This is a genomic window from Gemmatimonadaceae bacterium (genome assembly GCA_035633115.1).
Taxonomy (GTDB): domain Bacteria; phylum Gemmatimonadota; class Gemmatimonadetes; order Gemmatimonadales; family Gemmatimonadaceae; genus UBA4720.
This window is the reverse complement of sequence record DASQFN010000102.1, coordinates 171,814-192,066: the sequence shown is the minus strand read 5'-3', so window position 1 is coordinate 192,066 and position 20,253 is coordinate 171,814. Positions and strand designations below refer to the sequence as shown.

18 protein-coding genes and 1 tRNA gene are annotated in these 20,253 nt (G+C 61.1%); 8 read left to right on the top strand and 11 right to left on the bottom strand.

Annotated features, from left to right (window positions below; translation table 11 throughout):
- Positions 1-361: 361 nt before the first annotated feature.
- Both VES88_12815 and VES88_12810 read right to left on the bottom strand, forming a co-directional pair.
- The gene (locus tag VES88_12815) at positions 362-880 is read right to left on the bottom strand and encodes a hypothetical protein (protein HYN82378.1); all 519 of its coding nucleotides are present in this window, start codon (positions 878-880) and stop codon (positions 362-364) included.
- A gap of 351 nt (positions 881-1,231) precedes the next feature.
- On the bottom strand, positions 1,232-1,420 hold the full coding sequence (locus VES88_12810) for a hypothetical protein (protein HYN82377.1): 189 nt from the start codon (positions 1,418-1,420) through the stop codon (positions 1,232-1,234).
- A 138-nt stretch (positions 1,421-1,558) separates the two neighbouring features.
- Here VES88_12810 and VES88_12805 point away from each other — a divergent pair, with 138 nt between their 5' ends.
- Complete coding sequence (locus VES88_12805; GenBank protein HYN82376.1) at positions 1,559-2,032, top strand: DinB family protein; 474 nt, start codon at positions 1,559-1,561, stop codon at positions 2,030-2,032.
- A 211-nt stretch (positions 2,033-2,243) separates the two neighbouring features.
- Here VES88_12805 and VES88_12800 read toward each other — a convergent pair whose 3' ends face one another.
- The gene (locus VES88_12800; protein ID HYN82375.1) at positions 2,244-3,470 is read right to left on the bottom strand and encodes an MFS transporter; all 1,227 of its coding nucleotides are present in this window, start codon (positions 3,468-3,470) and stop codon (positions 2,244-2,246) included.
- 44 nt (positions 3,471-3,514) lie between these two features.
- Between VES88_12800 and VES88_12795 the strand changes: the two genes are divergently transcribed.
- The 3 genes from VES88_12795 to VES88_12785 are packed head-to-tail and all read left to right on the top strand — an operon-like array spanning position 3,515 to position 8,751.
- A complete protein-coding gene (locus VES88_12795) occupies positions 3,515-4,792 on the top strand; it encodes a VWA domain-containing protein (protein HYN82374.1) in 1,278 nt (425 codons plus the stop codon).
- Between the two features lie 42 nt (positions 4,793-4,834).
- Positions 4,835-7,099: a M28 family metallopeptidase gene (locus VES88_12790; protein HYN82373.1), complete on the top strand. Its 2,265-nt coding sequence runs from the start codon at positions 4,835-4,837 to the stop codon at positions 7,097-7,099.
- Positions 7,096-8,751 carry a D-aminoacylase gene (locus VES88_12785; protein ID HYN82372.1) on the top strand — a complete coding sequence of 552 codons (1,656 nt, stop codon included), beginning with the start codon at positions 7,096-7,098 and terminating at the stop codon, positions 8,749-8,751. The genes VES88_12790 and VES88_12785 overlap by 4 nt, the downstream gene beginning before the upstream one ends.
- Before the next feature lie 32 nt (positions 8,752-8,783).
- Here the strand turns inward: VES88_12785 and VES88_12780 are convergent, their stop codons facing one another.
- The 5 genes from VES88_12780 to VES88_12760 all read right to left on the bottom strand — a co-directional run bounded on the left by VES88_12780 (position 8,784) and on the right by VES88_12760 (position 13,017).
- Positions 8,784-10,058, bottom strand: a complete 1,275-nt coding sequence (locus tag VES88_12780) for a CopD family protein (GenBank protein HYN82371.1) — start codon at positions 10,056-10,058, stop codon at positions 8,784-8,786.
- Between the two features lie 140 nt (positions 10,059-10,198).
- Positions 10,199-10,271 (bottom strand) — tRNA-Asn (locus tag VES88_12775).
- 25 nt (positions 10,272-10,296) lie between these two features.
- Complete coding sequence (locus VES88_12770) at positions 10,297-10,902, bottom strand: hypothetical protein (GenBank protein HYN82370.1); 606 nt, start codon at positions 10,900-10,902, stop codon at positions 10,297-10,299.
- A 27-nt stretch (positions 10,903-10,929) separates the two neighbouring features.
- Positions 10,930-12,300, bottom strand: a complete 1,371-nt coding sequence (locus VES88_12765) for a citrate synthase (protein ID HYN82369.1) — start codon at positions 12,298-12,300, stop codon at positions 10,930-10,932.
- Positions 12,301-12,534: 234 nt separating this feature from the next.
- The gene (locus VES88_12760; protein HYN82368.1) at positions 12,535-13,017 is read right to left on the bottom strand and encodes an EVE domain-containing protein; all 483 of its coding nucleotides are present in this window, start codon (positions 13,015-13,017) and stop codon (positions 12,535-12,537) included.
- 80 nt (positions 13,018-13,097) lie between these two features.
- Between VES88_12760 and VES88_12755 the strand changes: the two genes are divergently transcribed.
- Complete coding sequence (locus VES88_12755; protein HYN82367.1) at positions 13,098-13,985, top strand: hypothetical protein; 888 nt, start codon at positions 13,098-13,100, stop codon at positions 13,983-13,985.
- Here the strand turns inward: VES88_12755 and VES88_12750 are convergent.
- Positions 13,975-14,625, bottom strand: coding sequence for a class I SAM-dependent methyltransferase (locus VES88_12750; protein ID HYN82366.1), 651 nt, complete (start codon positions 14,623-14,625; stop codon positions 13,975-13,977). The two genes, VES88_12755 and VES88_12750, sit on opposite strands and share 11 nt — an antisense overlap.
- The gene (locus VES88_12745; GenBank protein ID HYN82365.1) at positions 14,612-15,526 is read right to left on the bottom strand and encodes an endonuclease/exonuclease/phosphatase family protein; all 915 of its coding nucleotides are present in this window, start codon (positions 15,524-15,526) and stop codon (positions 14,612-14,614) included. The genes VES88_12750 and VES88_12745 overlap by 14 nt, the downstream gene beginning before the upstream one ends.
- Positions 15,527-15,562: 36 nt before the next feature.
- On the opposite strand from VES88_12745, the gene VES88_12740 reads away from it, so the two are divergent.
- The 3 genes from VES88_12740 (at position 15,563) to VES88_12730 (ending at position 19,111) form a co-directional block, all read left to right on the top strand.
- A complete protein-coding gene (locus VES88_12740) occupies positions 15,563-17,848 on the top strand; it encodes a prolyl oligopeptidase family serine peptidase (protein ID HYN82364.1) in 2,286 nt (761 codons plus the stop codon).
- A gap of 49 nt (positions 17,849-17,897) precedes the next feature.
- Positions 17,898-18,488 (top strand): YggT family protein, encoded by a 591-nt coding sequence (locus VES88_12735; GenBank protein HYN82363.1) that lies wholly within the window; start codon positions 17,898-17,900, stop codon positions 18,486-18,488.
- 176 nt (positions 18,489-18,664) lie between these two features.
- Positions 18,665-19,111, top strand: coding sequence for a hypothetical protein (locus VES88_12730; protein HYN82362.1), 447 nt, complete (start codon positions 18,665-18,667; stop codon positions 19,109-19,111).
- 63 nt (positions 19,112-19,174) lie between these two features.
- Here the strand turns inward: VES88_12730 and VES88_12725 are convergent, their stop codons facing one another.
- Positions 19,175-20,086 (bottom strand): protein phosphatase 2C domain-containing protein, encoded by a 912-nt coding sequence (locus tag VES88_12725; protein ID HYN82361.1) that lies wholly within the window; start codon positions 20,084-20,086, stop codon positions 19,175-19,177.
- Positions 20,087-20,253: the final 167 nt, after the last annotated feature.

Below are 20,253 nucleotides of genomic sequence, written 5' to 3'. Positions count from 1 at the left end.
AGGGTCCGAAACGCGCTGACTGCCCGATATCTGAGCGTCACCAGCGGCCACAGTCGCCGGTCGAACGTACAATCCGCTTCAGCCATTGAATGATGACTGCTGTGCGCAACCGCGAAATGCCGTTTTTGTATCATCGAGTGCAGGTTTTGCATCATTGCCCTCACCATTCGACTCGGTGAGGCAGCCAACCATCGGCACTCAATCTCTCGAGGAGCTTTGATCGGGATGTTCCAGCCCAGCTCCGAGCTTAGCGCCAATTCGAGTCTGGTCCAGGAAAAAGCCGGGATCAACAGAGACTGCGTGACGAGCGCGGCTCTCGCAGGTATCAGACGGGTGTTACGACGTTCTGGTGTCGCGTCTCTCAGAGGATGGGCGGTGTCGTGAGCGCGACGCCGAGCGTGAAACCCGCAGCCTGTCCGGCCCGCGTCAGGAATCCTCCGTAACTGAGGTCGAATTGCACCTTCTCCGGGCGACCCCACGCGCGTAGCCCGATCTGAAATTCGGCCTCGCTGCCTGCGGAATCATAAATCTCGCCAACGATCACGAAATATTTGCGTAAACGAACATCTGCACGACTCGCGAGCGTCAGCAATTGACGGTCGTTCTCGTGGCCAGTCCGGTGGTCGTACAGGTACCCAATGTTACTGTGAAGAATCAGTCTTTCGTTGAGAAATGAAGCTGTGACAGGCAGGTAGGTATACACGTTCCATCCGGGATCACGGACCCCAGTTAGCCCGGGGTCGCGACCGGTTCCGAGAACCAGCCCTACCCCCCAGCGACGCGCTGCGCTGCTCGGAATGAGAATGGACTTGAGCTGGGCCACGTACTCAGGATGTCCATCACCTTCGTCCTTCCACACCGCGATAAGGCCAGCCGACACCTCCAGATTGCGAAGCGGGGTGCAGACCGGTAGAGCCCATGATGAACGTTGACCGTGCCAGACTTGAATCTGACATGCTTTGAGCTCTGTGATTGCGGCGTCGTCCGTGACGTATTGCTGGCCGCCCGATATGGCCGGGAGGGCACAAATCCCAAGAGCTGGACACAGCAGAAATCTGAAAGCCCATCTCAGCATGCATGTTTCGGAGGAGGTTCTGCTCGAGGAGGTGCCCGAGAGCCGGCGAGCATCGCTGAACGTTATGTAGACCGAGCCTCGTGTCCAGCATTGCCGGGACGACAAAAGAGGGCGGCCATGCGGGCCGCCCTCTTTCAATACCAATGTGATCCGGGTTCAGTCTTTTCTTGTCTTGCTGCCCTTAGGGCGGCCGCCCTTGCGGGCCTGCCTGCCGTCCTCGAGCATCTGCTCGAACGCAGCCTTCGCGTCCTTCATCAGCGCCGCGTGAACGCTGTTTCGCTCGCGCTCCGAGCGCTTCTTCTCGTGCTGATAGATTGCCTGTGGAGTCTTTGTCTTCGTTTTCATCTAAGCTTCACCGGTGAGGTACAGTTCCCATAATCGCAGCGCTCCGCCCGGCCTTGGCCGGCGGAGCGCCCCATTTCCTCTCTCAATATAGCACATTTCGAGCTTGATTTGTGATGTTTGACGGAGTTTTTTCCTGAGATGGACGCTTCTCTCTCTCGATTGTTCGATCACCTCCGATGGGCCGACGCGCGCGTGCAGGCCAGCCTCACCGACGCCGTCAATCCGCCGCCCCAAACGCTCGACCTGTTCGCCCATGTCGTTGCGGCCGAGCATGTGTGGCTGTCGCGAATCGGGCAGGTGAAACCGGAAGTCGAGGTCTGGCCCAAGCTCTCGCTGGCGCAGTGCCAGGAACTGGCGACGAGAAATGCCGATGAATTCTCCGCATTGGTCGAATCACTCGACGACATCGGCCTCGACAGCGGCGTGACGTACAGGAACAGCGCGGGCCTGGAGTTCACATCATCCGTGCGCGACATATTGCTCCATGTCGCCCTGCACGGGGCGTATCACCGGGGGCAAATCGCTGCCGCGGTTCGTGCCGGCGGCGATACGCCTGCATCTACTGACTACATAGCGTTTGTGCGAGGAACGCCGGCCGCACGGCGCGGATGAAAGAACAACTGCACACGCTCGTAGCTTGAGCCTTGCAGCTTGAGCCTGCTAGCTGCGGGCGACACTGACCTTTCGGGTGGCGGGCCAACAAAAGAACGGTCAGCGTAGGTCCCTATCATGTAATCGAACGGTCAGAGTAGTAGGCAGCTAAATAGCTCCTGCTGAAAAGCTCTAGCTACGAGCGTGTGCAGTTTGTTTCTTCGCAGAAAGGTCATACTCGTCGCATTTCCGGGAACTTCCAGAACGCCCACGCCGAATAGAGAAGCATGACGCCAGCCCCTCCTCCGATCGCCCACTGAACGTTCACAGCGTTCGCAACTGCGCCCGTGATCAACGCTCCAATCGGCGTGAACCCCACGTAAACGAACACGTACGCCGCCATCACTCGGCCGCGCAGCTCATCGGGTACGACCGACTGCAGGATCCCGTTTGCCAGCGCTCCGTTGAGCATCATCGTGAGTCCGAGCAGCACCAGGATCACGGCGGCGAGCCACATCACGCGCACCAGCGAGAAAACGACAAGTAACGTCGCGAAGGAAAAGGTCGACAGAAGGAAGAGTCGGCCTCGGCGCACGCGATTGCTGAGAGCCGCCAACGTCAGCGCCCCAGTCAACGCGCCGACACCAACCACCGTCACAAGAAATCCGTAGCCGCCCGCGCCCGTATGCAGAACGTCGCGCGCTATCACCGGCATCATCGTCAGGTACTGCTGCCCGAAGATCGACCAGACCGCGATCACGCCCATGATCCCCAGCACTTCGCGCCGCGATCGCATGTACGCTATTCCCTGCCTGAACCCTTCCCGCGCAGCCAGGATCGTCTCGGCTGGAACGAACCTGGGCAGATTGATTGCCGCGAGGCATCCTATCACCGCGATGTAGCTCAGCGCATTGATGGCAAAGCACCACGCCAGGCCAATTCCCGCGATTGTCGCCGCCGCAATCGAAGGGCCGATGATGCGCGCGATATTGAAGCCGCCCGAGTTCAGCGCAATCGCGTCCAGCACATCCTCGCGGCCAACAAGGTCCACCATCAGCGACTGCCGAGCCGGAATCTCGACAGCGCTGATCAACCCATTGATGAAAGCGAGCGCGACCAGGAGCGGGATCGTTATCCACCCCGACCAGACGAGCCACCAGAGCATGACTGCCTCGATCGACAGCAGCACCTGCGCCCACATAACGAGGCGAAGCTTGTCGCGCCGGTCGACGATCACGCCGGCGTAGAGCGAGAAGAACAGAATCGGCAGCGATCCCGCCGCGCTCACGAGTCCCACGATGAATGCGCTGTTCGACAGCTGCAGGGCGAGCCACCCCTGACCCACCTGCTGCATCCACGTTCCGATCAGCGAAACTGTCTGGCCGATCCAGAAGAGCCGGAAATTCCGGTGCGCCTGAAGCACCCGGAAGGGATTGAGTGACTGCACCGTTCCCGGCATTCGCTTGATTATACACGACCCCCGCGCGGACTGTATTATTCGGCATGCGGTCGCATACGTACTCGAAGTTCAGCCCCGAGATGGCTGATGCGGTCGATCTGCAGTCGCTGCTGGAGAAGCTCGCCGATTTTCTGCTCCAGTCCGGGTTTGCCGGTGGCTCGCAGTTTGATCCCTGGGGCGATTACGGAGAAGAAGCGGACAGATCACTCGAGGCGCTCAAGCAGGCCATCCTCGAGGCGCTGATCGAGAGCGGGCAGTTCACGCCGGAGCTGCTGAAGGCGCTTCGCGGAGAAGGCGACGAGGATTCCGAGGACCAGCTCGCCCAGCTTCTCGACGATCTCGTCAAGCGGTTGAGCGAGGAGGGCTACCTCAAGCTCGACGCGCCTCCGCAAATGCCGGCCGGTCATCAGTCTGTCACCGGTCCCGGCGGACTCGCACACGCCGCCTCGAAATCGGTCCAGTTCAATCTCACCGACAAGGCAATCGACTTCCTGGGCTACAAGTCGCTGCGCTCCATCCTGAGCTCGCTCGGCAAGTCGAGCTTCGGCAGCCATGACACACCGTACCTCGCAACCGGCATCGAGGCCGATGGATACAGCAAGCCGTACGAGTTCGGAGACGTCCTGAACCTCGACGTGAACGAGACATTGAAGAACTCCCTCGCGCGCACCGGCTCACTCGAGATCCCGCTCGACCTCGACTACGGCGACCTGATGGTGCGGCAGGCAGAGTACCGGTCCTCGTGTGCGACCGTGCTGATGCTCGACACGTCGCATTCGATGATCCTTTACGGCGAGGATCGCTTCACGCCGGCGAAGAAAGTCGCCCTCGCGCTGACTCATCTCATTCGCACCCAATTCCCCGGCGATACTCTGCGCGTCGTACTCTTTCACGATTCGGCCGAGGAGATCCCGCTGGCGATGCTGCCACAGGCGCAGGTGGGGCCGTACCACACCAACACTGCGGAAGGATTGAAGCTCTCGCGCCGCATCCTGCTGGCACAGAAGAAGGACATGCGGCAGATCGTGATGATCACCGACGGCAAGCCAAGCGCTCTCACGATGCCCAACGGGCACATCTACAAGAACTCGATGGGCCTCGACCTCGCGGTTGTCGGCGAGACGCTCAAGGAAGTTGCAAATTGCCGGCGCTCGGGGATCATGATCAACACGTTTATGCTCGCCCGTGACCGCGCACTGGTGGAATTCGTGAAGCGCGTATCCGAGATCAGCCGTGGCAAAGCATACTTCACGAACACGATGACGCTTGGGCAATTCATTCTGATGGACTTTCTGCGAAAGAAGACGCGCAAGGTTTCCTGACTGCGGCCGGCGCCGCGCGACACGCACACAACCGGAGTCACATTGAAAGCAAGACGCTACTCGACTCTCGCGGCGTTCGGCCTGTTTGCGACACTGGTTGCCGCGACACCGCTCGCAGACGCGCCCCTGCTCGGCTTCACCGCCGAGAGCTCGACGCGGCAGATTGCCCTCGAGGGGAGGTATGATGCCTCGTTGAACAAGCAGAATCTCGAATCGTGGATGCAGCGGCTCAGCGCCCGACCGCATCACGTTGGGTCGCCGCACGGCAAGGCGAACGCGCAGTTCATCGATTCACTGTTCAGATCGTGGGGCTACGACTCGAAGATCGAGCAGTTCGATGTTCTCTTCCCGACTCCGAAGACTCGCGGGCTGGAGCTGCTGTCCCCCACGCCGTTCACCGCGAAGCTCGCTGAGCCGGCGCTGACCGAAGATCCGACGAGCAATCAGATCGCCGAGCAGCTTCCGATTTACAACGCGTATTCTGCGGACGGGGACGTCACCGGCGAGCTCGTTTATGTGAACTACGGAATCCCCCGTGACTATGACTCGCTTGCCCTTCGCGGCATCGACGTGAAGGGAAAGATTGTCATCGCGCGCTACGGTCAGTCGTGGCGCGGAATCAAGCCGAAAGTTGCAGCCGAGCATGGAGCGATTGGGTGCATCATCTATTCGGACCCGCGCGATGACGGCTATTTCGCGGGCGACGTTTATCCGAAGGGAGCCTTCCGCAACGAGTACGGCGCCCAGCGCGGTGCAGTCCAAGACATGCCGACGTATCCCGGCGATCCGCTCACTCCAGGCATGGGCGCCACGAAAAACGCGAAGCGGCTCGACGTGAAGAGCGCTCCGACGATCACGAAGATTCCTGTTCTTCCGATCTCATACGCCGATGCGCTCCCCTTTCTTCGCGCACTCGGCGGCCCCGTTGCGCCATCGTCGTGGCGCGGCGCTCTTCCGATCACTTATCACATCGGACCCGGACCCGCAAAAGTCCATCTTAAACTGGAGTTCAACTGGGACATCAAGCCGGCGTACGACGTCATAGCGACGATGCGTGGCAGTGAGCGGCCGGACGAATGGATCATTCGAGGGAATCATCACGACGCGTGGGTGAATGGCGCCGACGATCCCATCAGCGGAATGGTCGCGCTGATGGAGGAAGCCCGCGGCATTGCTGGGCTCGCGAAGAGCGGGTGGAAGCCCAAGCGGACAATCGTGTTCGCGGCGTGGGACGCCGAGGAGCCCGGACTTCTCGGGTCTACTGAATGGGTGGAGCAGCACGCTGAGCTGTTGTCACGAGTCGGCGCCGTTTACATCAACACCGACAGCAACGGACGAGGGTTTCTTGGAGTTGGCGGATCGCACACACTCGAGCGGTTCGTCAGCGAGGTTGCGCGGTCAGTTACCGATCCGCAGACAAAGGTGAGCGTGTTCGAGCGAGCACGGGCCGCAGTCCGATTGCGCGGAACGGACGAGGAGAAAAAGGAAGCGCTCACGCGAACGGATCTTCGAATCGACGCCCTCGGCTCCGGCTCCGACTACACGCCGTTCCTTCAGCACCTTGGAATCGCATCGCTCAACATCGGGTTCGGTGGCGAGGACGCCGGTGGATCCTATCACTCGATCTACGATTCGTTCGCCCACTACAAGCGGTTTGGTGATCCCGGATTCGAGTACGGCGTTGCGCTGGCCAAAGTTGGCGGGAGGATCGTGCTTAGGCTCGCGAACGCTGACATCCTTCCGCTCGCGTTCTCGCCGTTCTCGGAAACGGCGGGCAAGTATCTCAAGGAAGTCACGAAGCTCGCCGACGACATGCGCGAGGAAACCGAAAGGGTGAATGCCCTCGTTCGCGACCGCGTCTATCAGCTGGCGGGCGATCCGAAACTGCCGATCGTGCCACCGAAGGCGATGGAGCCCGTTCCGGCGATCGACTTTTCTCCGCTTCAAACCGCGCTGACGAGGCTCGAGCGAGTTTCCAAAGCCTATGACTCGGCTGCTGCACGCGCGCTTGGCGCGCCGAAGTTGAACGCCGCAGCGCTCGCTTCACTCGACAGAACCCTGATGCGCACCGAGCGGGCGCTAACTGCTGAAGCAGGCTTGCCGCGAAGGTCGTGGTTCAGGCATCAGATCTACGCGCCCGGTTATTACACGGGGTACGGGGTGAAGACCCTTCCGGGAGTAAGAGAAGCAATCGAGCAGCGCAATTGGCAGGAGATGAAAGCGCAACTCGCGGTCATCGCCAAAGCGCTCGATGCGATGTCGGCTGAAATAGAGAACGCGACGAAGCAGCTCGGAGCGGCCCCGTGAGATGCGCCTCGGGCCTCCTTTTATTCGCTCTGGCCGCCTGTGCGCCGCGCGCCACTGTTGTCCCGAGATCGGCCGGCGGCTACGACATCCTCATCACGAATGCGCGGATTGTAGACGGGACAGGCAATCCGTGGTATCGGGGCAGCGTGGCCACGCGCGGCGATCGAATCGCGTACGTGGGCCCATCGCTGCCAGGCCTGACTGGAGAGCGGGTGATCGATGCAAAGGATCATGTCGTAGCACCGGGCTTCATCGACATGCTCGGACACTCGGAGTCGTCGATACTTCGCGGGCCACATGCGGTGTCGAAGATCACCCAGGGCATCACAAGCGAGATCACGGGTGAGGTGAGCTCGGCCTGGCCGAATGTGGCGCTTGGCGAGGCGCCGAACCCGCAGCAGCCCTGGAGCTCGCTCGACGGGTACTTCCGCGAGCTCGAGCGCCGCGGCACCGCTATCAACCTCGGCACGTACGTCGGGACCAGCTCTGTGCGGCGCGCGGTCATGGGCGGCGTCAATCGCCACCCCACTCCCGCTGAGATGGCGCAGATGGGCGCGTTGATCGACTCGGCCATGCGCGACGGCGCCATGGGGCTGGGGACAGGCTTGATCTATATCCCCAGCACCTTTTTCTCGACCGAGGAGCTCATCGCGCTGACGAAGTTCGTGGTTCCCTATCGTGGCGGGTATGCGACGCATATGCGGAGCGAAGGCGCGCGGCTCATCGAAGCGGTTCGCGAGACAATCCGCATTGCCGCCGAAGCGGGTACCTGGGCCGAGATCAGGCATATCAAGTCGCGCTCACTGGAGCAGATGCAGCAGGCGCTGGCATTGATCGACTCGGCGCGCCGCGCCGGAATCGACGTCACCGCGGATCAATACCCGTACACGGCGAGCGGGACCGGCCTCACCGCCATGCTCAACACGTGGGTGCAGGAAGGCGGCAGCGATTCGCTCGTCGCGCGCCTCAGGGATCCCGCGGTTCGCGCCCGTCTGAAAAAGGAGCTGGCTGAGGATAGTGCCGCCGGGATTCGCACTGCAGATCGAACGATGGTGAATGAAGTCAACGCCGATTCCTTGAAGAAATACCAGGGAAAGCGATTGACGGAGATCGCCCGCATGCGAGGCACGGGCGACGCATACGATGCCGCCTTCGATCTCCTGATCGCAGACCGGGGCCGGACGAGCGCCCTCTACTTTTCGTTCAACGAGGATGCTCTGCGTCTGGCGATGAAGCAGCTGTGGGTCTCGGTCGGCCAGGATGCGGGCGCACGCAGTCCTGATTCAACCGGCAAATGGGGCGAGCGCGGGCATCCGCGCGCCTTCGGCACGTTCCCCCGAATACTCGGACGCTACGTGAGGCAGGATTCGGTGATCTCTCTCGAGTTCGCGATTCGGAAAATGACTTCGTTGGCTGCGCAGCGAGTGGGACTCAGCGACCGCGGGCTGCTGAAGCCGGGAATCTTCGCCGATATCACCGTTTTCGATCCGGCGACGATTATCGACAACGCGACTTTCGAGCAGCCACAGCAGTTATCGACAGGTGTCACGCATGTGATGGTCAACGGCAAGCTCGTGGTCGACGAGGGAAAGGTCACTGCCGCGCTTCCTGGACGGGCGTTGCGCGGGCCCGGGTACAGAGTGCGCCGCTGATTCGAGTCACCGGTCGGAGTACCGTCGCGCGCTTAGTCGGGTAGAGGCAAAGCCACCAGAAAAGCCGTAACCATCAGAACCATTGCGGCGACGGACACCTCGACCTTTGCCGAGAATCGCAGCGCGGTAACGCCCTCGTCGCCGCCGAGGCTGGGCTTGATTCTTCTCCAGTTCCAGGCTCCTACTACGAAAAGGAGCACAACAAAAGCGAGCTTCACCAGCAGAACCCTGCCGTACCAGCTGGTCCAGAGACTCGACAGTGGCTCCAGATGGAGAAGTGACGCAAATGCGCCGGTCGCTACTATAGTCCCCCCGCAGACGAGGGCCATCGGCGAGAACGCGTTGATCATTGCGGCAACGCGCGCGCCGAGGGACACCGTTCCCGGCGTCTTCGCGGCTGAGCCGATGCCCACGATGAGAATGACCGCGAGCGTCCCGAGCCAGGTTGAGCCAGCGAGGACGTGAAGCACATCGAGCGGAACGGTGAGCAAAGCCTGATCGCTTCCAATCGCGTGCCCCGTCGCAGCCGGAGTCACAACCAGCACGACTGCCGCAAGCGCGGCCATCAGCCAGCCATTGCGCGTTCCACGGTGAGCGATGGCAAATGCGACGATCGCGATCAGACACGCAATCAACTGCGCGCACCAGGCCCACCCCCAGCCAGTCGCAAACAAAATCGCTTCGAGTGGAATATCCCGCATTGCCAGTGATTCGCCGTACAGCTTGATGACCGTCGTCAAAACCAGAGCTACGGATGCGAAAAGTCCGTAGGTCGCGGCTCCCACTGAAGCGATGTGAAGAAAAGGGTCGCCGACGTCGATGAACCGCGCGAGCCTTCCGAGGACGACAAACCTGAACGCTACGGCGCCGATGACGGAGAACAGTGCCAGGAATCCGAGCCACCGCGCGATCGTCATGGAACGGCCCTGGGCAATCGCATCGGCCGGATTATCGCTAGCTGCGGTATCTCCGCTCACGCCGATGGGGGCAGCGAGTGCGGCGGGCGCGCCGGGCGCGGCAGGGTGCGATCCAGCAACCGTGAACGAGAAGCTCCCCCGCTCGGGGTGGCCGTCTCTTCCCGCTGCGACCCAATGAACACGATACGTCCCGCCTGTTAGAGAGCCAGCGGGCCGCGCGGCAATTGTATGGGAGCCCATGGAATCCACCGGCCCGAGTTCGACCGTGTCACCGACAGGGCCAACGAGCACGATGCGGCTGACTCGCGCCATCAGAATCTCGGAAAACTCGAGCCTGATCAGAGCCGGCGACGTTGCGAGCCTCTCCCCTGCCCGCGGCTCACTCCTCACCAGTCTCGCGTGGGCGTTGACGAGAGAGGGCGCGAGGACGAGCACAGCGCATGAAAAAACGGCTGCGCGAAGAGCGACTTTGCGCCTCCTGTCGCACCCCACACCGCGTGAATTGTGGCGCGTTGCATGAGGCGCAAGAGCTGGGGCGTGTGGACTCGAACCACCAACTTCCGGATTAACAGTCCGGCGGTCTGCCAGTTGACCTACACCCCAAAACCCTCGAGCCCGACCAGCAAGCTCACGCCTCCGCGTCAGCCGTCGCATCCACGCTCGGCAGCCTTCGCCTGCCTGCATCCCTGATCTGCGCCGACTGAGTGACAGCCGCCGCCGTCATAAGCTCCTCGAGACGATCCGCAAGCCCGCGCAGCTCTTCCTCCACCCGAATTGTAGTCACTCCACCCCTGACGACGACACTCACGTCGAGGTGACGCCCCTGGGCTTTCCGCCGAGCGGTTCCGCTCGAGCTCCACGCGAGCGACCGCCCCAGCACACTCGGTACGCCGTTGTCACCGAACGTGCGGCGGACCTCGGCGATCAGAGCCTCGAATTCCTCGATGGGAATCTCGCCGTCCACGACACGCTCGAACACGATCCGCGTCGGTGCCCCGAGCCACGGGGACGGGCGGATTGTCGTCGAGGGCTGGTCCAGCCCCAGCGCGGCGCGGCGAATGAGCTTCGGATCTATACCCGCCTCGCGCGCGATCTGCTCCACGTCGGTGAGCGAGAGCGCACGGCCTGGCTCCTGTTCGACGTGCTCGGTTTGCTGCAGCTCAGCCGCGCGCTTGATGATCAGCGCGACTTCTTCCTCGTTGAAGCGGCGCTCCCGCTTCGAGTTATCCGGCATCAGCGTCGTGGGCGCGTGCGCCGAACGCTACTGGCGGAGCGCGTCTTTCTGCGTTCGCGGGCCCGCCATGTGCCGGTGCTCGATGCGCGGCTTGTACGGCCGCTCCGAAGGGCCGGTGTAGATCTGCCGCGGCCGCGCGATCTTCTGCTCCTTGTCGAGCAGCATCTCCTCCCACTGCGCCAGCCAGCCGGCTGTCCGCGCTATAGCGAACAGCACGGTGAAGAAATCCGTCGGGAACGCCATCGAGCGATAAATCAGCCCCGTGTAGAAATCCACGTTCGGGTAAAGCTTGCGCGAGATGAAATAATCGTCCGAGAGAGCAATCCTCTCGAGCTCCAGCGCGATCTCCAGATCCTTGTCGACTCCGACGACCTCGAGCACCTCGTCGGCCAGCGCCTTCACGATCTTTGCACGCGGGTCGTAGCTCTTGTAAACACGATGGCCGAAGCCCATCAGCTTTCCCTTGCCCGCCTTCACGCCCTCGATGAACTGCGGGACGTTCTTCACGTTTTCGATCTCTGCGATCATTCGCAGGACCTGCTCGTTCGCTCCCCCGTGCAGTGGCCCGAAGAGCGCCGCAATTCCGGCCGACATCGCCGAGAAGGGATCGACGTGCGATGAGCCGACGGCGCGGACGGCGCTCGTGGAGCAGTTCTGCTCATGGTCGGCGTGGAGAATGAAGAGCACCTCGAGCGCCCGAACGAAGATCGGATTTGCCTCGTATTTGGGCTCGCTCATCCGCGCCACCATCGACAGGAAATTCTCGACGTAGCTCAGATCATTGTCGGGGTAGATGAACGGCAGCCCCTTCACATGGCGGTAGCAGAACGCGGCGATCGTCGGGACCTTGGCGAGCAGCCGGATGATGGAGATTGTGCGCTCACGCTCGTCGAAGATGTTCCGCGAGGTGGGATAGAACGTCGCCAGCGCGGCAACGGAGCTGTTGAGCATCGCCATCGGATGCGCATCGTAGCGGAATCCCTCGAGGAACTTCCGCATGTTCTCGTGCACGTATGTGTGGTACGTGATGTCGTGCACGAACTGATCGTATTCTCCCTGGTTGGGGAGCTCGCCGTGCCTCAGGAGCCAGGCCACCTCGAGGAAAGTCGAGCCTTCCGCCAGCTGCTCAATGGGGTAGCCGCGGTAACGCAGAATCCCTTTATCGCCGTCTATGTAGGTGATCGCGCTGCGGCACGCCGCGGTGTTCAGGAACGCCGGGTCGTAGCTCAGGAGCCCGGGGTCGTCCTCGTCGTCAGTCTTGATCTGCTTGAGATCCGAGGCGCGAATGGCGCCGTCGACGATCAAAATATTATACGTGCGCTCTGTGCGTGAGTCCTGCAGCTCGAGCGTGTCCGTGGCGGTCTCGACCGGCGCTTCGACCGTGGTTGCCTTTGTCATTCTTTCTCCCGTTATCCCCAAAATCTAGCGGAAGCGGCACAGTGAGAACATTGGCCCGCCGGCAGTGGTACAGTTTGATTTGAGACCGGAGAGTTTTTTGGATCCTAATGCCAGTTTTGGCATTCAGACCAATTACTAACCCAGACGCTGAATTGAGATTTATGCCAAAACTGGCATTGAGATCCAAAAAACTCTCGGTCTCAAATCAAACTGTACCGCACTCCGCCTCTCAGCTCAGACGATCGAATTGATGATCTCCCACTCCTCCGAACTGACGGGTTGAATCGAAAGGCGGCTTCCTTTCTGAAGCAGAACCATCTTCTCCAGACCTTTCACGTTTCTCAGCTCATCGAGAGTGATCAGTCGAGGGAGAGCTTTCACCGCGCGAATGTCCACCATGTACCACATTGGCGAGTCGCGGTGGCTCTTCGGATCAAAGTGAGGATCGTCCGGATCGAAGGCCGTGTGGTCGGGATATCCGGCGCGCACCACCTCTGCGATGCCGGCGATGCCCGTTGGGACCGAGCTCGAGTGATATACGAAAACAGGGTCTCCTTCCCCGATCTGGTCGCGGAGCATGTTGCGAGCCTGAAAGTTCCGGACGCCGTCCCAGAAAACGGTGCGGGCCGGCGCTTTCCAGAGATCGTCGAACGAGAACGTCGACGGCTCGGTCTTGAACAGCCAGTAACGTCGTTCCCGCTCAGTTTGACTGGGCACTGTCAAATCTCCCGTCTAAAGGGCAGACTTCCCGGACTTGAATTAACGCAGGCTCACCCCACCAAAAGGAAAGATACCGAGTGCAGATATCTCGTTCGATCACAGGAGCCCTTTTCACTCTCGTTTTCGTTCTCGCCCTTCCGGGCGTATCCCGCGCCCAGGCGAGCCCGGAGCTTCGTGAACGACTGCGATCCATGGACTCCACAATCGTCGTCACAGTCTCGACGATCGACGGGTCGTCCATCGTCGGGCGCGTCGTGGCGGCTAACGACAGCTCTATTCAGGTACAGACATCCGGCGGCGTTCTCACGATTCCCTTCGCGTCCATCCGAACCGTTCAGACGGCGTCGCAACGCGCGGCCGAAGGCTGGTTTCCGAACCCGAACGACACGAGGCTGTTCTTTGCCCCTACCGGGCGGATGCTCAAGAAGGGAGAGGGTTATTTCTCGGTCTACCAGCTCTTTCTTCCAGGGGTGGCATACGGAGTCACCGACAACTTCTCAATCGGTGGAGGCGTGTCCGTATTCCCGGCCGGATTGGACGACCAGATCTACTATGTCACTCCAAAGATCGGGATGAGCGTAGGTGAAAAGGTCCACCTCGGCGCAGGCGTGCTCGCTGGCGGGGTCATCGGGGGAGAGGGTGACTTCGCCGGGATTTTCTACGGTGTCGGCAGCTACGGAACGAGCGACGCAAGCGTCACCGGCGGACTCGGCTACGGGTTCGCGGGGGATGACGTCACGTCCGAGCCGCTGGCCATGATCGGCGGCGAGAAACGTATCTCGAGGAGAGTTGCCCTCGTGACGGAGAATTACTTCGTCACCAGCGCAATCGGCGATCCCCTCGTCTCGGGGGGCGTTCGACTCATGAGCGAGAAGCTCACAGTAGACTTCGCGCTGTTCAAGCTGATCGGGGACAATAACGACGTGCCGTTGTTCCCCTGGCTGGATTTCGTCTTCAAGTTCTGAGTCTCTTGAACGCGAGAATGTAGGCTCTCCGGCTCGGGTACTCGACGTCGGGATATGGGTCGCGCTCGAGCGCCTCTTCTACATCGAATCCCGCCTCGCCCAGGTAGCCGAGCATCTCGTCAGTGCGAAAGAAAATGAAATCCATCTTTACCGGATGGCCCCACAGCTCTTCCAGGTGCATTACTTCGTCGCCGATGTGGAATGACATCAGCAGTCGTCCGCCGGGACGCAGGCACCGCCCAAGCTCGCTCAGAGCGCGAGGGACGCTCGCGCGGGGAACGTGAATTATCGAGTAGAAGGCGACGATTCCCGCCCATGATTCGTCCGGAACGTCGAGCGACAGCATGTCGCCCTGGCGAATGTCGAGCTCAGGATTGAGAAGCCGGGCCTGCTCGACCATCTCGGGGGAGAGGTCGATGCCGATGACCTTTACGCCGCGTTCGAGGAGATGCCGGGCAACGTGCGCCGGCCCGCATCCTATGTCGCAAACCGTCTCGTTGGCATCGATCATCGCCGCAAAACGGTCCAGCAGCTCACGATCGAACGGCTTGTGCTCGAGCTCACCTGCGATTCGCCGCACGTACTCCTCGGCTACTTCGTCATAGCTCGCGCTCAGCTCCGACGTTCTATCCGTCGGCATCACAGGAGCCTTTGTGTCCGTCTGAGTCTCCCGGCAGAATCAGGTCTGCAACGACAGGGCGATGGTCGGACGCCTGAGTGACGGGTACACGCACCGATCGCGCGCGAAAATGTGGCGACGCAAGGATGTAGTCGATGCGGCGATCCGGGAGAGCTGCGGGATACGTAAAGCCGCGCTCCTCCCGTGAAGACCATACATCTTTCAGCTTGCCGAAGAGAGGCTGGAGCTCCGGTGCCTCCGGCTGCGCATTCAAGTCGCCGAGGAGCAGCGTTGGGCCGGGCGACTCGCCGATAATCGCCAGCATCTCGGCGACCTGCTGCTGCCGAATAGCCGGATCTGCGCGATAGTCGAGGTGCGTGTTGAATACACGAACCGTCGCTCCGCCGAGATTCACGCTCGCCTCCAGAAACCCGGGCATCGGAGCGGGCGCCGCATTCGCTTCCTGGGTGGACAACCGTGTGAGCGTATGGTTGGTAAAGGACAGAATGGGGCATTTGCTGAGCAAGGCAACACCGTATTCACGCGGCGGTCCGGCCGAGTCTGCCGGGGCGAATCGATAGATCCGCGCGAAGCGTGCTTGCATCCCCAACGACTTCGATAGTTGTGCGGCCTGATCCGCGAAGGCGCTTCGGTCACTCCAGTGAACATCGACTTCCTGAAGTGCAACGACGTCCGGCGTCACGCCGCGGATTGCCTCCGCGACATTTTCCAGTTGTCCTCCGCCGGCTTGAATGTTGTACGTCATCACACGAATGACGCGGCCAGGCGAGTCACCACCGCCCGTGGCGGGAGGCGGAGAACAGGCGATGGCGACGGCAAGACTCAGCCACACCAGGGGGCCAACGGCACTTTTCCCGCAGTCCGCAGGGCTGTACAGCGTATCTGGAACCATTCGGTTCATTAGTCGTAGATTGACCTAACCCAACCCAAGCTGCCAGTGACAAGTATTCGTCCGGTCAGGCGAGCGACGCTGCTCGCGCTCACGTTCCCCATATTTGCGGGCGCGCAAACCACATCAGGGGCGCTCAAGTATCCGATATCGATAAAGGCAAACCAGGTAGACGACTACCACGGCGTGAAGGTCGCCGATCACTACCGTGGCCTCGAGGATCCGGATTCTCCGCAGACAAAAGCCTGGGTCCAGGCCCAGAATGCAGTGACCTTCGGCTACCTCGGAGCCATCCCGGAGCGTGTCGCTATCCGCAACCGGCTGACGCAGATGTGGAACTATCCACGCTTCGACGCGCCCTACAAATCGGGCGGCAGATACTTTCAGTTCCAGAATACCGGGCTTCAGAACCAGCCCGTTCTCTTCGTCAGGAACGGCAACGGCCCGTGGCGCGTGCTGCTCGACCCGAACACTCTGTCAGCCGACGGTACGGTAGCGCTGAACGCGAGCGAGCCTTCCCCCGACGGAAACTTCGTTGCCTACGCCACGACTGTAAGCGGATCCGACTGGCAGGAGATTCGTATCCGCAATGTGGAGGCCCGGCGTGACCTGCCCGAGCAGCTCAAGTGGGTGAAGTTCTCCGGCATCTCGTGGACAAGGGACAATAAAGGATTCTTCTACGAGCGGTATGACGAGCCAAAGACCGGCAACACGCTCACCAATGTCAACAAGGGACACAAGGTCTACTACCATCGCATCAACAAGCCGCAGACGTCCGACGAGCTGGTCTACGAGCAGCGCGACCAGCCGGACTGGTTGTTCGATACGCAGGTTACGGAGGACGGGAAGTTCGCGATCATCACGGTTTACCAGGGCACCGACCAGCGCACACGGCTCTACTATCTGTTCCTGGGCGACAACGGAAAGAAGCCAAACCTCAATGTTCCGATTGTCCGCTTCATCGACCGCTTCGAGGCCGAGTATCAGTTCATTGGCAACATGGGGGACGTCTTTCTCGTTCGCACGGACCGTACGGCGCCAAAGGGTCGCGTAGTCTCGATCGACATCAACAACCCGCAGCCGAACCGGTGGCTCACCGTTATCGGTGAGGGCAAGGATGCGCTGACCGACGCGAAGGTTATCGGAAACCGGCTCGTCGTGTCGTACCTGCAGAACGCGCGCTCGTCCGTGCGATTCTATGGAATGCCGACCGATCGCGACTTGCGCGACCTTCGGCGCCCACCCACCGGTGACCCGCGCGGCGGGATTTCGCGCGCGCCCATGCCGGAAAGGCTCGATACGACGAGGCGCGACATGGCACGCGGCGGAGTGGGATATCCGTTCATCCGGGAGCTCGATCTCCCCGGCATCGGCACGGTCACGCAAATCACCGGGAAGCCCGAGGACGATGAGATGTTCTACCAGTTCACGTCCTACCTCTCGCCTCGCGCAGTGTACCGCGTCGACGTGGACCGAGGCCGCAGTGAGCCGTACACTACTCCAAAGCTGCCGGTTGATCTCTCGCGGTTCGAGACAAAGCAGGTTTTCTACACGAGCAAGGATGGCACGCGCGTGCCGATGTTCATCACCGCGAAAAAGGGTACGGCGCTCGACGGAAGCAACCCGACCATCCTCTACGGATACGGCGGATTCAACATTGCTGAGACTCCGACGTTTTCATCGGCCAACCTCGTCTGGCTTGAGATGGGCGGGATCTACGCCGTCGCAAACCTTCGCGGAGGAGGCGAGTACGGCAAGGAATGGCATGAAGCCGGGATGCTCGCAAAGAAACAGAATGTCTTCGATGATTTCATCGCGGCCGCGGAGTATCTGATTCGCGAGAAATACACGTCGACCCCGAAGCTCGCGATCTCCGGAGGCTCAAACGGTGGACTTCTCGTCGGTGCGGTTCTCAATCAGAGACCGGACCTGTTCAGCGCGGCACTCCCTGCGGCTGGAGTGATGGATATGCTCCGGTTCCACAAGTTCACCATCGGCTGGGCGTGGGTCTCCGACTATGGCTCTCCCGATGAGCCGAAGCAGTTCGAAGTCCTTCGCGCGTATTCGCCCGTTCACAACATCAAGCCCGGAACTCGTTACCCCGCAGTTCTGATCACCGCTGCTGACCATGACGACCGTGTGGTACCTGGGCATTCGTTCAAGTATGCGGCTGCCCTTCAGGATGCGCAGGCCGGACCGGCACCCATCCTGATTCGCATCGAGACGAAAGCAGGCCACGGCGCGGGCAAGCCCGTCAACAAACTGATCGAGGAGGCCGCGGACAAGTTCGCCTTCCTTGTGAAAAACCTGAACATGCGCGTTTCACTGCTGTGATACGCGCGGCTTTCCCGCTGAAACCGCCCAGGTGAATCAGGGCTCTCCAGTGGGATCCGCGCTTGGCGCGGTCAACGTTGCGTTCGAGATCGTGCGCGTCGTGATTCTCGCGCTTGCCGTTTTATTCGCGCTGATCTGCATCCTGGACTGGCTCGTGCGCACGCGCCGTCTGAATCTCTTTGGCGCGACGGCGCGATTCACCAGAACGAGAATCGATCCCTTCCTCGCGCCAATCGAGCGTCGCGTCGTTTCCGCTGGTGGAAATCCGGTCAGCGCTCCACTGTGGGCACTCGCTGCCGTCGTCATCGGCGGAATCCTCGTCATCAGCCTGCTCGATTTCATTCGCGCCCAGATGTACGGACTGACCTTCGCCGTTCGGGGTGGACCGCGCGAAATGTTCAGGCTGCTCGTGTCCTGGGCGTTCGACTTCGTGCGGATCGCACTGCTCGTCCGCGTTGTGAGCTCGTGGCTGCCGGTCTCGCCTCACTCGAAATGGATTCACTGGTCGTACGTAGTGACCGAGCCGATCCTGAGACCGCTCCGGCAGGTGATTCCGACGCTCGGCATGATCGATATCACGCCGATCATCGCCTACTTCCTCATAGGTTTTATTCAGGCCGCGGTACTTGGATTGATATAGCCTTGACAGATTCGGCCTGGACCGACGGACCCTCTTAGAAATTGCTTTTTGTTAGTTGCATCGTCCGCAGGAGCCAGTGAGGTGCTTCCCGCATGGCTCCGCTTTTGCCATAGTCAGGAAGCGGTGATGTTGGGATTCACGGCTTTGGCAGGCCCAGTGGGCGAAGGAGTGGAAGCATGGCGATGTTGCTGATTATCGGAACCGATACGGCGCTCATCGAAGGAGCCTCACAAACGCTCACCGCCGCTGGTCACCAGCTTGTTTTCTCTCCAAGTCTCACCGATGCACTCGACTCTGTCGGAGATCTCCGGCCGATCGTCGTGCTGGTGGAGCGCTCCGCGATCGACGAAATCCGGATGACGCTGCGTGTTCCCCTCGCCGAGGGCGGCGCGTTTCTCGTATTTCATGGTGAGGATGCTGCCGCCGTGCCAATGCCTCCGCGGGTTCAACGTGCAACGCTCGCCGCGCTCGAGCTGCCGCTCGAATCGAAGAGGCTGCTGGCCCTCATTCGCTACGTCGAGACCAGAGCGCAGATCGTCGGCCGTGAATCGGCAAATGACTGGGAATCCAAGCCCGAGTCGGATACCGACTCTGATGTGGAGGCAGACATAGTGGCTCGTTAGCCGCCGCGTTGAAGGAAACGCCGAAAGCCGGATGAGCCTGAAACGTTCATCCGGTTTTTTTCGCTATTCCTTCTGTTTTCCGCCTATTGTCCGGGCGACGATGATCGTGATGTTGTCCGCGCCGCCAGCGTCGAGCGCATCCTGCAGGAGGGTCTCACACGCCTGGCGCGATGACGTCAACGACATGAGACGGTCGCGGATCTGATCGTCTGACACGTGACGCGTGAGACCGTCGCTGCACATCAGCCCGACTTGTCCCCACGCCTGGTCGAACCCTCTTACAACGGGTGCAGCCTGGGGGCCTCCGATCGCGCTCGACAATACGTGCGCCCATTTCGTCTGCGCCGCGTCTGTGCGCGTGAATACTCCCTGATCGATCAGCTCTTCGGCCATGGTCTGATCGCGGGTCGTCTGGGTCAGCTTCCCGTCCTTCAGGGTGTACGCGCGGCTGTCCCCCACCTGCAGCATGTAACCCCGCGGCCAGATTCCGAGAAAAAGCGTCAGCGTCGTGGCCATTCCGCGTAAACTCCTATCCGACGCGGATGTGGCGGCGATCTCGTTGTGCACCTTGAGCGCGGCCTCCTCGAGCTCGTGCATGAAGCTCGTGTCGTCGTGCGGATCGCTCGTGTAGTAGCAGTGCAGCGCTCCGGACACGTACCGGGTCACCGCCTCGAGTGCGAGGCGACTCGCTTCTTCACCCGCTGCGGCCCCGCCCACGCCGTCGGCCACCATGGCGAGAAACGCCATCCGCTCGTTGGAACCCAGGTGCGATGTATCGGGCAGACTGGTGTGGTAAACCTCCATCTGCTTTTGAAGAGCGCAGATGAGGAAATGATCCTCGTTATTCGGGCGCTTCTTGCCGGGATGCGTAAGGCCGTAGACGTCGAGCTGGTTATCGAGCGGCCGCGGGCCCGGGTCGGGACCGGCCTCGCTGGCGCGTGCAGCTTCAGTCGAGACTTCTGAAGAGCCGGTCATTTGCACTCCGGTCACGCGGATTTCCGCCGGGGCTTCGCGGACTTCCGACCGGCAGGATGACTTCGTTTCCAGCAAATCGGGCATCCACCGGGCCCCCGGTACTTATGACCTCGGCTGCACGTCCTCCACCCGCCCCGATTGGATTCAGACATTGGAGATCCTCCGGA